The sequence below is a fragment of the Hymenobacter ruber genome (assembly GCF_054783255.1).
The window spans coordinates 2,169,934-2,183,951 of record NZ_BAAGQX010000004.1 but is presented as its reverse complement, the minus strand read 5'-3'; the positions used below and the strand labels follow the sequence as shown (position 1 = coordinate 2,183,951).

General features: G+C 59.4%; 8 protein-coding genes. 3 read left to right on the top strand and 5 right to left on the bottom strand.

Going from position 1 to position 14,018, the window contains the following annotated elements:
• Nucleotides 1–79 precede the first annotated feature (79 nt).
• The 3 genes from ACYVM5_RS19850 (at nucleotide 80) to ACYVM5_RS19840 (ending at nucleotide 7,768) form a co-directional block, all read left to right on the top strand.
• On the top strand, nucleotides 80–1,159 hold the full coding sequence (locus ACYVM5_RS19850) for an efflux RND transporter periplasmic adaptor subunit (protein ID WP_460619823.1): 1,080 nt from the start codon (nucleotides 80–82) through the stop codon (nucleotides 1,157–1,159).
• 113 nt (nucleotides 1,160–1,272) lie between these two features.
• Entirely contained in the window at nucleotides 1,273–4,431 is a 3,159-nt protein-coding gene (locus ACYVM5_RS19845) for an efflux RND transporter permease subunit (protein WP_460619822.1), read from the top strand.
• Between the two features lie 190 nt (nucleotides 4,432–4,621).
• Nucleotides 4,622–7,768, top strand: a complete 3,147-nt coding sequence (locus tag ACYVM5_RS19840; RefSeq protein ID WP_460619821.1) for an efflux RND transporter permease subunit — start codon at nucleotides 4,622–4,624, stop codon at nucleotides 7,766–7,768.
• A 54-nt stretch (nucleotides 7,769–7,822) separates the two neighbouring features.
• On the opposite strand, the gene ACYVM5_RS19835 is transcribed toward ACYVM5_RS19840, so the two are convergent.
• From ACYVM5_RS19835 to ACYVM5_RS19815, 5 genes are all read right to left on the bottom strand, one after another.
• Nucleotides 7,823–9,301, bottom strand: coding sequence for an oligosaccharide flippase family protein (locus tag ACYVM5_RS19835; RefSeq protein WP_460619820.1), 1,479 nt, complete (start codon nucleotides 9,299–9,301; stop codon nucleotides 7,823–7,825).
• An 89-nt stretch (nucleotides 9,302–9,390) separates the two neighbouring features.
• A complete protein-coding gene (locus ACYVM5_RS19830) occupies nucleotides 9,391–10,701 on the bottom strand; it encodes a polysaccharide deacetylase family protein (protein ID WP_460619819.1) in 1,311 nt (436 codons plus the stop codon).
• A gap of 83 nt (nucleotides 10,702–10,784) precedes the next feature.
• Complete coding sequence (locus tag ACYVM5_RS19825; RefSeq protein ID WP_460619818.1) at nucleotides 10,785–12,092, bottom strand: glycosyltransferase family protein; 1,308 nt, start codon at nucleotides 12,090–12,092, stop codon at nucleotides 10,785–10,787.
• Nucleotides 12,092–13,135, bottom strand: a complete 1,044-nt coding sequence (gene pseI, locus ACYVM5_RS19820; RefSeq protein ID WP_460619817.1) for an N-acetylneuraminate synthase family protein — start codon at nucleotides 13,133–13,135, stop codon at nucleotides 12,092–12,094. Before pseI ends, ACYVM5_RS19825 begins: the two co-directional genes overlap by 1 nt.
• Nucleotides 13,136–13,258: 123 nt before the next feature.
• Nucleotides 13,259–13,903, bottom strand: a complete 645-nt coding sequence (locus tag ACYVM5_RS19815) for an HAD family hydrolase (RefSeq protein WP_460619816.1) — start codon at nucleotides 13,901–13,903, stop codon at nucleotides 13,259–13,261.
• Nucleotides 13,904–14,018 lie beyond the last annotated feature (115 nt).

Genomic DNA, 14,018 nt, shown 5'->3' with positions numbered 1-14,018 from the left:
CAGCCACAGCGCATCCGTTTTAATCCTGAAAAAATCATAAGCTGCTGGCCCAAGGCCACTGGCTAACACCTACCTGCTGATGAACCGCTCCTTTCTGGCATTGCTGACCGCCGTAACCCTGGTTGGCTGCTCCAAACCCGAAGTCAAAGAAGAAAAGAAGGAGGGCTTCCGCCTTTCCGACACCATGATGCAGCAGATTGTGCTGGACACGGTGCGCCTGCGCCCGGTGCAGGACGAGCTGGTGCTGACCGGCGAAATCGCCACCGACGGCGACAAAACCGTGAAAGTGTACCCGCTGGTGGGCGGCGTGGTGGAGCAACTGAAAGTGCAGCTCGGCGACAAGGTGACCAAAGGCCAGGTGCTGGCCGTCATCAAGTCGGGCGAGATTGCCGACGTGCAGAACCAGACCACGGCCGCCAGTTCCGACCTCGACATTGCCCGCAAGAACCTGGCCGTGGCCGAGGACATGTTCAAGGCCGGCCTGAACTCGGAGCGCGACGTGGTACTGGCCCGCGCGGAAGTAACCAAAGCCCGCGGCACCGTGGGCAAAAACGTGAAGCAGCTCAGCGTGTACGGCATCGGCAAGGATGGCATGTACGAGTTGCGGGCCCCGATTTCGGGCTTCATCACGGAGAAAAACGCGACGGACCACGAGCAGTTCAATAACGACAACGTGGGCAACCTGTTCACGGTGAGCGACCTGGACGATGTCTGGATTATGGCCAACGTGTTCGAGTCGGACATTTCGAAAGTAAAGGAAGGCTACTCGGCCGATGTGACTACGCTCTCTTACCCGGACAAGCATTTCCGGGGCAAGATTGACAAGGTGTTCAATGTGCTCGACCCCGACAGCAAGGTGATGAAGGTGCGCGTGCGCCTCGAAAACCCCGGCTACCTGCTGAAGCCCGAGATGTACGCCCAGGTGCGGGTGGAAAACACGGAAGGAGCGAAGGCCCTGGCCGTGCCCGCCAAATCGGTGGTGTTCGACAAGGACCGCAACTTTGTGATGGTGTACAAGGACCGCACTCACGTCGAAACCCGCCCCGTGACCATCAGCAAAACGGTGGGCGACTACAGCTACGTGAGCTCCGGCCTGAAGCCCGGCGACGTAGTAATTGCCAAAGACCAGCTGCTGGTGTACGACGAGCTGAACGACTAATTCGACAGGGCCGGGATTGACTTTGAGCAAGCGCATTTGCGCCTTGCTCCGGGTCTGTACTGCCTTCTAAATCTACCCGCAATTCACCGTTTCTTCACTGTTAGAAACTGAAAATGAACAAGTTAATTCAAGGTATTATTGCCTTTTCGCTCAAGAACAAGGGTTTCATCTTCCTCATGACGTTGGTCGTGGTGGTGATGGGCGTGGTGAGCTACCGGAACACGCCTATTGAGGCCTTCCCGGATGTGACAAACACCGAAATAACCATCATCACGCAGTGGCCCGGCCGCTCGGCCGAGGAGATGGAGAAATTCGTGACCGTGCCCATCGAAATTGCCCTGAACCCGGTGCAGAAAAAGGCTTCGGTGCGCAGTACCACACTGTTTGGCCTGTCGGTGGTGAAGGTGATTTTCGACGACGGCGTGGACGATGCCTTCGCCCGCCCGCAGGTGAACAATCTGCTGCGCGAGGTCGATTTGCCCGACGGCATCACGCCCGACGTGCAGCCGCCCTACGGCCCCACCGGCGAAATCTACCGCTACACGCTGGAGAGCAAAACCAAAACCGTGCGCGAGCTCAAAACCCTGCAGGACTGGGTAATTGAGCGCAACCTGAAAGCCGTGCCCGGCGTGGCCGACGTGAACAGCTTCGGCGGCGAGGTGAAAGACTACGAAATATCGGTGAACCCCGGCAAGCTACAGGATTTCGGTCTCACGCCGCTCGACCTCTACAACGCCGTGCAGCGCTCCAACATCAACGTGGGCGGCGACGTGATAAACGAGGGCCAGCAGAACTACGTGGTGCGCGGCATCGGCCTGCTGAATAACATTTCCGACATCACCAACACGGTGATTAAGAACGTAAACGGCGTGCCGATTCTGGTGCGCGACGTAGCTAAAGTAACCGAAAGCGCCCTGCCGCGCCTGGGCCAGGTGGGCCGCGGGTTTGAGGACGACAAGCTGGAAGGCATTGTGGTGATGCGCAAGGGCGAAAACCCGTCGGAAGTTATTGCCCGCCTGCACGATAAGGTGGCCGAGCTGAACTCCAAAATCCTGCCGCCTGACGTGAAGATGAAAACCTTCTACGACCGGCAGCAGCTCATCGATTTCTCCACGGAAACGGTGATTCACAACCTGATGGAAGGCATTGTGCTGGTGACGCTCATCGTGTTCCTGTTCATGGCCGACTGGCGGACGACGGTGATTGTGTCGGTGATAATTCCACTGGCGCTGCTGTTTGCCTTCATCTGCCTGCGCTTGCGCGGCATGAGCGCCAACCTGCTCAGCATGGGTGCCATCGACTTCGGTATCATCATCGACGGCGCGGTGGTGATGGTGGAAGGGCTGTTCGTGGCCCTCGACCACAAGGCGCACGAACTGGGCATGGAGCGATTTAACAAGCTCTCCAAGCTCGGGCTGATTAAGAAGTCGGGCCGCGATATGGGCAAGTCGATTTTCTTCGCCAAAGCCATTATCATCACGGCTTTGCTGCCCATTTTCTCCTTCGAGAAAGTGGAAGGTAAGGTGTTCAGCCCGCTGGCCTGGACGCTGGGATTCGCCCTGTTGGGCGCGCTGATTTTCACCCTCACGCTGGTGCCGGTGCTGGTGAGCATCCTGCTGAAAAAGAACGTGAAGGAGAAAGACAACTTCTTCGTGCGCGGCGTGAACAACGGGGCCAACCGCTTCTTCCGCTTCACCTACGCCCGCAAAACGGCCACGCTCGTCATCGCCTTCGTGGTGACGGCTGTGGGCCTGTATTCCTTCTCGTTCCTGGGTTCGGAATTCCTGCCGGAGCTGAACGAGGGCTCGATTTACGTGCGCGCCCAGTTGCCGCTCAGTATCAGCCTGGAATCGAGCAACGAACTGTGTAACCAGATGCGGCGCGACTTTTTGAGCTTCCCCGAAGTGAGCGACGTAGTGAGCCAGACCGGCCGTCCCAATGACGGCACCGACCCCACCGGCTTCTACAACAACGAGTTTCTGGTGCAGCTCAAGCACACGCCGGAAGTCGAGAAAAAGATGAAATCCAAGGCCTACCGTGAGGATTTGGTGGAGCGCATGAAGGCCAAGCTCGACAAGTTTACGGGCGTTGATTTCAACTTCTCGCAGCCGATTACCGATAACGTGGAGGAAGCCGCTTCGGGCGTGAAAGGCTCGATTGCGGTGAAGATTTACGGGACTGACCTAGCTACGCTGGAGGCCAAGGCCCGCGAGGTGTACGAGGTGCTGAAAACGGTGAAAGGCATCGATGACCTCGGCGTGTTGCGCAACATCGGCCAGCCGGAGTTCCACGTCGACCTCGATGAGCGCCGCATGGCCAGCTACGGCGTGAATAAATCGGACGCCAACTCGGTGCTGGAAATGGCCGTGGGCGGCAAGGAGGCCACGCAGCTCTACGAAGGCGAGCGCAAATTCCCCATCCGGGTGCGCTACGAGCCCCAGTACCGCCAGACGCCGGCCGAAATTGCGGCCCTGATGGTGCCCACGCAATCGGGCAAAACCATTCCGCTCTCCGAAATTGCCAACATCGGTTCCGTCACCGGCCCGAGCCTGATTTACCGCGACGACAACCGCCGCTTTGCTGCTGTGAAGTTTTCGATTCGCGGCCGCGACATGGGTTCGACCATTAAGGAAGCGCAGGAAAAAGTGAACCGCCACGTGAAGCTGCCCGCCGGCTACGAGCAGAAATGGACCGGCGACTTCGAGAACCAGCGCCGCGCCCAGCAGCGCCTCACGCAGGTGGTGCCCATCTCGCTGGGCCTCATCTTCTTCATCCTGTTCATCCTCTTCAGCAACCTGAAAGATGCCGGGCTGGTGCTGCTCAACGTGCCGTTTGCCATCATCGGCGGTATTGCGGCGCTACTCATCACGCACACTAACTTCTCGATTTCGGCCGGCATTGGCTTTATCGCCCTGTTCGGTATCTGTATTCAGAACGGCGTGATTCTCATCTCTGTCTTCAAGCAGAACCTGGTGAAGAAGCACACGCTCGACCACAGCATCAACGAAGGTGTGATTTCGCGGGTGCGCCCCGTGGTAATGACGGCCCTGATGGCCACCATCGGCCTGATGCCAGCCGCTATTTCGACGGGCATCGGCTCAGAAACGAGCAAACCGCTGGCCATCGTGGTAATCGGTGGACTGATTACCGGTACCATCCTCACGCTCTTCGTGTTCCCGCTGGTGTTCGAGCGCTTCTACCGCTCGGAGCACACCAAGTATGTGCCCCTGCCCGGTGAGCCCGGTTACCACGAGCCAGTAGCCGCGCACTAAGCCGCAGCTTCACGCAATGCAAAAAGCCCGCTGCCTCATCAGGTAGCGGGCTTTTTCGTGGCCTACACTTCATAAAACCCTCATTGTATTCTCACCAACTTTTCACCAGATTCTCATTTCCTGGCCGCTTTCAATTCAATTCAGCCGGAATAGCAACCGTTCGCTACCCAACTTCCCACCCCGCACAGGCATGAATAAGTTTATTTCTGGCATCGTTGCCTTTTCATTGAAGAACCGCTTCTTCATCTTTTTCATGACGGCATTGCTGGTGGCCGGCGGCACGTACAGCTACGTGCACACGCCCATCGAGGCGTTTCCGGATGTTACGAATACCCAGATGATTATCGTGAGCCTCTGGCCCGGCCGCTCGGCCGAGGAGGTGGAGCGGTTTGTGAGCACGCCGATTGAAGTGGCCATGAACTCGGTGCAGATGAAAAGCAACATGCGGAGCATCAGCATGTTTGGCTTGTCGGTGCTCAAGATAAACTTCGAGGACAATGTGGAGGATTTCTTCGCCCGGCAGCAGGTGAATAACCTATTGAGCGGGGTGAATTTACCGGTCGGGTGCGACTCGCATGTGCAGCCGCCCTACGGGCCGACGGGTGAGATTTTTCGCTATACGGTGCAGAGCCGCACCGGCCGCAGCACCAACGAACTGCTCGCCATTCAGGACTGGACGGTGGAGCGGCAGCTGAAATCGGTGCCCGGCGTGGCCGACATTGCAGCCTTTGGCGGCACACGTAAAGTGTACGAAATCAGTGTGAACCCCGCGATGCTGGCCAAGTATGACATGACGCCGCTGGAGGTGTTCGAGGCCGTGCAGAAGTCGAACATGAACGTGGGCGGCGACGTGATTGAGAAGAACTCGCAGAGCTACGTGGTGCGCGGCATCGGCCTGCTTACCAAGCCCGAAGATATCGGCAACATCATCGTCAAGGACATCAACAACGTGCCCGTGCTGGTGCGCAACGTGGCTCAGGTGACCGAGAGCAACGCCCCCCGCGTGGGCCAGGCCGGGCTGGATGACCAAAGCGACGTGGTGGAAGGCATCGTCATCATGCGCAAGGGCGAAAACCCCGCCGAAGTGCTGGGCCGGGTGAAAGCCAAAATCGCGGAGCTTAACGAAAAGGTGCTGCCCAATGACGTCTATCTCAAAACGTTCTACGACCGTGACGTGCTGATGGACCATTGCACGCACACCGTAATCCACAACCTGATTGAGGGCATTGTGCTGGTGACGCTCATCGTGCTCATCTTCATGGCCGACTGGCGCACCACGCTCACGGTGGGCGTGGTCGTGCCGCTGGCGCTGCTGTTTGCCTTCGTGTGTCTGCGGCTGAAGGGAATGAGCGCCAACCTGCTGAGCATGGGGGCCATTGACTTCGGTATTATCATCGACGGGGCCGTGGTGATGGTGGAAGGGATATTCGTGGTGCTCGACCACAAGGCCCACCAGGTAGGCATGGAGAAGTTCAACAAGCTGGCTAAGCTGGGCATGATTAAGAGGACCGGCGGCGAGCTGGGCAAGGCGGTGTTCTTCGCCAAGCTGATTATTCTGACCTGCCTGCTGCCCATTTTCGCCTTTGAGAAAGTGGAAGGCAAGATGTTCAGCCCATTGGCTTACACGCTGGGTTTCGCACTGGTGGGTGCGCTTATTCTGACCCTGACGCTGGTGCCGGTGCTGTGCTCGCTGCTGCTAAATAAGGACGTGAAGGAGAAGAACAACCCGGTGGTAAATTTCTTCGACAACATTGTGACCAGTGCCTTTGGCTTCACCTACCGGCACAAGCTGCTGAGTTTTGGGGTGACCATGGTCATCGTGGTGGCGGGCCTGTACTCATTCAAGCTGCTGGGTTCGGAGTTTCTGCCGGAGCTGAACGAGGGCGCGCTGTGGGTCGAAACCAAGCTGCCGATGTCGTCTTCGCTGACGGAAACCAACAAGATGGCGGCCAACTACCGGCGCATCCTGCGCTCGTTCCCGGAAGTGACGTCGGTGCTGAGCCAGACCGGCCGCTCGAACGACGGCACCGACCCCTCGGGCATCTACTACGTGCAAGCCCAAGTCAACCTCAAGCCCAAGGAGGAGTGGAAGCGCAACATCACGAAGGAGCAGCTGATTGACGAGATGGACAAGAAGCTGAAGGAGTACCCCGGCATCATTTTCAACTACTCGCAGCCTATTATCGACAACGTGGAAGAGGCCGTGGCGGGCATCAATGCTGCATTGGCCGTGAAGATTTTCGGCAATGATTTGAAGGAACTCGACGGCAAAGCCAACGAGGTGATGAAGGTGCTCAGCGGCGTGCGCGGCGTGAAGGACCTGGGTATTCTGCGCAACCTGGGCCAGCCCGAGATGAGTGTGCGTCTCGACCAGACCCGAATGGCCGCCTACGGTGTACAAACCGCTGATGCCCAAACGGTAGTGGAAATGGCCGTGGGTGGCAAGGCTGCCACCCAGATTTACGAGGGCGAGCGCAAGTTCGACGTGACGGTGCGCTACCCCAAGCAGGACCGCGACACCGAGGCCAAAATCGGCGAGCTGCGTGTGCCCACGATTCGGGGCGGCAAGGTGGCCCTGAAGGAAATTGCCACTATCAAGACTGAAAACGGGCCGGCCTTCGTGTACCATGATAACGGCCAGCGCTTTATCGCGGTTAAATTCTCCATCCGCGACCGCGACATGGGCTCCACCATCGCCGAAGCCCAGAAGAAAATGGACCAGACAATCAAGCTTGGTAAGGGCTACCGCATCGAGTGGGCCGGCGAGTTTGAGAACCAGGTACGGGCTACCAAACGCCTGAGCCAGGTGGTGCCGGTGTCGCTGGTCATCATTTTCATCCTGCTGTTCATCACCTTCGGCAACGGCAAGGATGCCGCGCTGGTGCTAGCCAACGTGCCGTTTGCCCTTATCGGCGGCATCGCGGCGCTGCACATCACGGGTGTCAACTTCTCGATTTCGGCTGGCATCGGCTTTATTGCCCTGCTCGGAATATGTATTCAGAACGGCATCGTGCTCATCACCGTGTTCAAGGAAAACCTGCGGAAGAAGATGAGCCTGGCCGACAGCCTGCGCCTGGGCGTAGCCTCGCGCGTGCGCCCCGTGGTGATGACGGCCCTCATGGCCATGATTGGCCTATTTCCGGCGGCGCTTAGCACTGGCATTGGCTCCGAAACGCAGAAGCCCCTGGCCATTGTGGTCATCGGCGGGCTGGTGACGGCCACGGTGCTCACGCTGCTGATTTTCCCGCTCATCTTCGCCTTCTTCTACCGCGAGATGCATCAGGACGGCCCGGCACCCAAGCGCATGGAGGAGCGGCCGGTATTGGTGGGGGCGTAGGCTAATTAGGAACAAGGTAGAGCCGCAATTGCGCGTCGCTACCTCGTTCAACAGCTACCGCTTGCGCACTCTGTTCAGCAGTGCCATGGCTTCCGGCGCGGTGCCCGTGAGCAAAACCCCTGCTCCGTACAGGACCGTGAGTACGCCGCCGCGCATGAGCAGCGTCAGAAAAGCATTGCCGGTATCAGGCAGCACCCAGGCGATGAAACCGGCGCCCGCGGCCACGGCCAGAATCCGAACCGTGCTGCCATCGAAGGGCTGCATGCCGTAGTTGCGCCACACAAACCACGTCCGCACGGTGTTGATGCTTACCAGCGCAATGCAGTAGGCCAGGGCCGCGCCGGCCAGGTCCATGCGCGGAATCAGCAACCAGTTGAGCACGACTACCGCCGCTGCAAGCGAGATATTAAACACCAAATCAAACCGATACCGGGGCGATGTGGCCACGATAATACCATTGACACCGGTAATGCCGTCGAACAGCCGGCCAGCCAATAGCAGAAGCACCGCCGAAGTGCCCACCGCGTACTCGGGCCGATGAATGAGCCCGTAGATAAAGTTGAGATTTAGGCCGATGCCTAGTGCCAGGTAGCAGCCCAGCAGCGTGTTGATGCGAGTGCTGCGGCGGTAAAAGTCGGCCATTTTTGCCATGTTGCCTTCCTTCCAATATTCGGCAATGAGCGAAAAAGCCGTTTTGTAAAGCGCCCGGAAGGGCAGGACTAGCGCTGTGCTTACATTGGTGGCAATGAGGTAGATACCTGCCGCCGCCAAACTTACTTTGGTGCCCACCATCAGGCTGTCGATGTTGAGCAGCACCGTGCCCGAGATGTTGCTCAGCAGCACAAACGCCCCGAAACCCAGCATCTCGCGCAGCGGCTTGATGCGCAGCGCTGCTCGCGTGGGACGCAGGTGCAGTTCGCCGATGGCGGCCAGGTAAATGGCCAGCAGCACCGCCACCACCGCATAGGCCCCCACATAAGCCAGCACAAAGCCGTGGAAGCTGATAACGCCCTGGCTGTAAGCCACGGCCGCGCCAACCAGCATCAGCCGGAGCAAAATTTCCTGGCAAAACGAGGAAAAAGACGTGTGGTAAAGCGAGCGCAAATATGCATCCTGCAACGAGCCCAGCATGATGCAGCCCGCCAGCGCAATGGCTGCTAAGTAGTGCGGCGAAAGCAGGGCTGCGTCGCCCTTGGCGTACCATTGCAGTAGTAGCGGCTTGCCTACCAACATGGCCAGCGCCACCACCGCAAAGCCCAGCAGCGGCGGCCCCAGTAGCAGCGGAAAAAAACCTGCGTGGTTGCGCCCCTGATTCCGGAAAAACGGAAAATACCGGATGCCCATATTGGCAAACCCAAACGATGCCACCTGCGCTCCGATGGTCGCGAGTGGCAGCAATACACTGGCAGTTAGGCCAATCTGGGCTGGCGAAAGCAGGCGTGGCAGCACCAGAATGGTGTTAGCGAAGCCGATGGCCAGCCCGATGTAGGAAATCAGGGTGTTGCGGATGCCCTGGCGCTGAACGATGCCCAAACGGTAAGTGCGTAAATGAGTAATTGGGTAATGCCTGCTTGCGTCTGCCCCTCACAAAGCCAAAGGTGCACCCACGGCTACTGCGGGCCTCAAAGTTCGGCCACAATCTGGCTTCCGGTGAGAAAAGATGCCCCGCGCTGCTGCAAATAGCGCATGATTTCGGCAAACTGGCGCGGGCCGGTTACGAGGTTAGCCGGGTCGAAATGGTCGTTGTGCCAGAGCACGGTGGCTACCCCGCCAAACCGCTCAATCTCATCAAACATCGGCCGGAGTGCGGGCAGAATTTCCTCGGGCTGAAGCTGTAAGTAATTGGGATGGTGCAAGGTCGCATCCATCACATTGAGCGGAATTTCCAGGAATTTACACGCGGCACCCGCTGAGAAGTTGAAGGGATAAAACGGTAGGCAGTAGGAATGGCGAAAGCCGAAATGCTCGGCAAATCCCAGGGTTGAATCGTAAGCAAAGTTGTCGCTGGCCTCAACCAATGCAGGAGTCGTGCGGGGTTCCCAGCACAGGTAGTGGAAGCGCAGGCCGTCGCAATCCGGCTGCAGGGTTGCTTTTTCCCGGTTCAGTCGGGCCGCCTCCGCAGCAGTGCCGATGCTGCCGTGCAGGCCTGTTTCGAAGCCCTGCTGCTGGAGCCGATGCAGGCGCTGGCGCAGGGCCGTATTAAGGGCGTAGTCGGCATTCGGCGTGCCGTTAGCACCCTTCCGACGCTCGGGCAATACAAAAAAAGTAGAGGCCGCGCCATATTCCGCGACGGTATCGGCCACGGCTTCCAGGTTGTCCCAGGCATCAGGCTGCGTCAGGTGCTTCCACAACTGCTGGCCGAAACGCCCGAGCTGGCCTTGTTTCAGTGCGGCTTTGGTGGGCGCTTTCCATGCGCTGCGCAGGTTGTCGATGTCGTGGGTGATGAAGGCCGCAAAGGGAGCTGAGCAGTTCCAGCGCCGTGCAATCAGCGGCTGACCAGTGACGTGTTCCACCGCCGTTTTCAGCACGTCGAAATAGTAGTTCACCACCGGCAGCGCCACGAAACCGTACTGCTTTTGCACACTGGCCGAATAGGGGAAACGCCCGTGCCGGTCGCGTGCATCGGAGAAGTATTCCTGCCAACCGCTGAGCAGGTAGAAGGCAGCCGAGATAACATCGGCGTGGATGACGACGTGGTCGGTCTGCCGGTTGAGCAACGACTCCTCATTCCTGTTATCAAAGAAAAACGGCACCTGCTGCCCGGCCCAGTTGCGGTAGTTCGGGGCGGCCGGGTAAGGGCTTTGGCCCTGAAAAAAGCCGTCCGCCAGGTCCGCTACTTCAATGGGCTGCTGGCTCCCAGCGTAGCCAATCAGCGCCGCAGGCACATTCACATAGGCCATCCGAAAATGCCGCCACACATAGGCCAGCCGCATTTCGGCAGAAACCGGAACGGCACTTATCGGAGGCAATGCAATAGCCGATGACATGTGTATTTATTTGTAAAAACAACTGTATATCAGATGCCTGTGTCAGCCTGATTCAGCCAATTGTTTAGTATTGCGGCGGTGCGCAATTGGCTGCGACCTTCGTCGGGTGTGCCCAGCGTGGCATTGTAGTATGTCGCCCGTAGGTAGAGGTCGGCGGGTTTGTGTTGGGCGTATCGGCGCAGGGCGGCCGTCAGCTCGGCGGGCGTGTCGGCCCGCTCCACGAGGCCCCGGGCGGCGTAGCCGTAGTAGTCGTTGGTGAGGGCAAAGGTGCCGAAGCGGAAGTAGATGCTGGCCACGTTTAGCAGCGTGGCTTCAAGGTGGGTGGAAGTATCGGCGGCCACCAGCGCATCCTGCCGCAGCAGGAAGTCGAACACGTTTTCCTGGCGGGCGCTTGACCATTGCAGGGCCGGCAACAGCTTCCGCAGCGGCTCAAAGTCTCGGCCGTCGCTGGGGTGCGGGCGCAGCGTGAAGGTGAGTTCCGGCAGCTCACGTAGCAGGTACACCAGCGTATCAACCAATGCTGGCATGGGGTCGTGAATGTTGCAGGCGATACCGACGCGCCGCACGGCGGGCGCAGTATTTTTCTGGTCGAGGTAGGCGTCGGCCTTGGGCATTCCTACTAGCTCCACGCGGCCTTGCACGGGGCCGCAGAGGCGGTATTTGTCCAGCGCGTCCTGGCCTTCCAGCAGGCTCAGGTCGAAGCCCAGGGGCGGGAAGTTGGCACTCACGCTGGCGTGCTGCACGTAGGCGGTGGGCACGCCCTCGGCCCGGCAGGCCAGCAGCAGGGAGCGGGTGTCATCGTTGTGGTCGTTGGAGAAAACCACGGCCCGCGGCCGATAGTGCCGCAGCGCCGTCCGGTATACTTCATAGTAGCCAATGGCGTAAAAAATGAAGTCGAAAAACCGCCACGCCCGGCCGCCATCCGTTTTCAGCAAGCCAAGAAAAGCCAGCGGAAATTGCCAATAATACAGCAGCTTGCTCCGCAGCGAGAGCCGGTTCACCGCCGCGTTATACCGGCCAATATTCTTGCCCTGACCTGCTACCAGCACGGCATCCGGCCGGGCCTTTTGGATGAACTCCAGCGCATCGTAGTTATTGGCACTCACCACGTAGAGCCAGACTTTGCCGTGCAGGTCGTCACGGTTTTTTATCGGCTTAACGATGTTGCCTACTAGTCGCAAGCCTGCGTAGCCCAGCACACGCGCCAGCCGCTTCAGCGGGTTGGCCGGCGAAATATCGGCCAGTGCCGCCGGGGGCAGCCCCGCAAAAATTGCCGTGAAGCGCAGCTGCAAAATGTCGCGCAGGCGCGGGATGAGCGGCAGGGTTCGGGCCGACATTATAGCGCCTCCCAGGTCAGTGGCGTGCCGGGTTTCAGGTCCTTCGCGGCTTTGCGGCCCAGCACCACTTCCCAGTGGCGCGGCCACAGGCCATCGCCGGGCCGAATGATTTTCAGGTTATCCGTCGTGAATTCCTCGCCAGCCGCAATGGGCTTGGCCACGTAAATGCTGCGCTTGTAGAGTCGGCTTTTCTCCTCGCCGGTCTGGATGCAGAGCTGCACCGTGCCCAGCGCCTGGTGGGCGCGCTCGGTTTCTTCAACCAGGCTTTTCAGCTCGTGCGGCTCCAGCGAAAATGCGGAATCTACGCCGCCTTCGGCCCGGCTCAGGGTGAAGTGTTTCTCGATGACGCAGGCGCCCAGGGCCACGGCGGCCACGCTCGCGCCCACGCCCATGGTGTGGTCGCTCAGGCCAATGGGGCAGCCGAAGGTTTCGGCCAGCACCGGGATGGTGCGGAGGTTGGTATTGGCCGGCGAGGCGGGGTAGGTGCTGGTGCATTTTAGCAGCACCAGCTCGCGACAGCCGGCTTCGCGCAACACGCGCACTGCGTCGTCAATCTCGGCCAGGGTGGCGGCCCCGGTGCTCACTATCACGGGTTTACCGGTTGCGGCCACCTTGCGCAGGAGCGGCCAATGAGCGTTTTCGAAGGAGGCAATTTTGTAAGCCGGCACGTCCAGCTTTTCCAAGAAATCCACCGCCGTCTCATCAAACGGCGAGCTGAAGGCCAGCATGCCGTGCTGCCGGGCGCGGGCAAACAGTTCGGCATGCCATTCCCAGGGTGTGTGGGCTTCTTCGTAAAGCTTGTACAAGTTCTTGCCCTCCCACAATGACTGGCCTTCCTCGTCGATGGCAAAGCCGGTGTCCATCGTGATGGTATCGGCGGTATAGGTCTGAAGCTTAAGGGCATCGACGCCTGCGGCGGCGGCGGCATCCACTAGAGCCAGCGCACGGTCGAGGCTCTGGTTGTGGTTGCCGGACATTTCGGCGATGATAAACGGCTTGTGCGCGGGGCCAACCAAACGGCCACCGATGGTGATTTCGGTCATGATTTTTGGGATGCGAATCGGAAGCGCAAAGGTACGTGCGGCAATAGCGCGATGTAGCGCGGACTTTGCAGCCCGCGAACAGGCAAGCTGCAAACGAGCAACTCGTGGACTACAAAGTCCGCGCTACAACTCATCCAGCGAATGAATGCTCCGGTCGGCCTCGTGGGCGGCATCGGCTTCGTAGTGGGCATAGTTGCCTCGCAGAATGCGCACTGTTTTGAAACCCAATGGCTTGATGCCCACAAAGTCTTTGCGCACGTTGTCGCCCACGTAAGTCACTTCTTCCGGCGTCACGCCTTCGCGCCGGCAAATCAACTGGAATACGTGCGGGTCGGGCTTGGCGCGGTGGCGGCCGTAGCGGTTGGTGAGGTAGGCGTGGCGCACCCGGCCGGCCAGGTGCAGCGCGGCTACCTTGCGGGCTTGCACCTCCTTGTGACCATCGGTCACGATGTAGAGCGGCCAGTCGGCGAAGCGGGTGAGGCAGCGCTCGGCATCCGGATACAGGCTCAGCGTGGGCCGGTGCTGCCGGTAGGTGCGCAGGCAAGCCGCCACCAGCGTCTTGCTCCATTTGCCGTGTTCACGCAGCACATTATCAAAGACTTGCCCCCGGCCTTGCACGGCTTCCTCGGCAATCATTCCGGCTGCCAGCGTTTCGGCCGGTACTCCCAGCAGCGGACTCAGAAACTCCGCCACGGCCCGAAAACCGCTGTGCACGTAGCTCAATTCGGGGTACAGCGTGTCGTCGAGGTCGAAAACAAGAACGGGCATGTGGAGTAGGGTGCGGGGCTTGTCCCCGCCCGCAATTGAACCGCCCACAGATGGGGCCATTCGATAACTAAAAATTAAAGTCGTTCCAGCGGCGGGAGGGGGCAAGCCCCGTACC

Excerpts from the sequence above, each read along its gene's own strand:
- pseI (WP_460619817.1), bottom strand. The coding sequence starts at position 13,135 with ATGACCGAAATCACCATCGGTGGCCGTTTGGTTGGCCCCGCGCACAAG.
- ACYVM5_RS19830 (WP_460619819.1), bottom strand. The coding sequence starts at position 10,701 with ATGCGGCTGGCCTATGTGTGGCGGCATTTTCGGATGGCCTATGTGAAT.
- ACYVM5_RS19815 (WP_460619816.1), bottom strand. The coding sequence starts at position 13,903 with ATGCCCGTTCTTGTTTTCGACCTCGACGACACGCTGTACCCCGAATTG.
- ACYVM5_RS19840 (WP_460619821.1), top strand. The coding sequence starts at position 4,622 with ATGAATAAGTTTATTTCTGGCATCGTTGCCTTTTCATTGAAGAACCGC.
- ACYVM5_RS19825 (WP_460619818.1), bottom strand. The coding sequence starts at position 12,092 with ATGTCGGCCCGAACCCTGCCGCTCATCCCGCGCCTGCGCGACATTTTG.
- ACYVM5_RS19850 (WP_460619823.1), top strand. The coding sequence starts at position 80 with ATGAACCGCTCCTTTCTGGCATTGCTGACCGCCGTAACCCTGGTTGGC.
- ACYVM5_RS19845 (WP_460619822.1), top strand. The coding sequence starts at position 1,273 with ATGAACAAGTTAATTCAAGGTATTATTGCCTTTTCGCTCAAGAACAAG.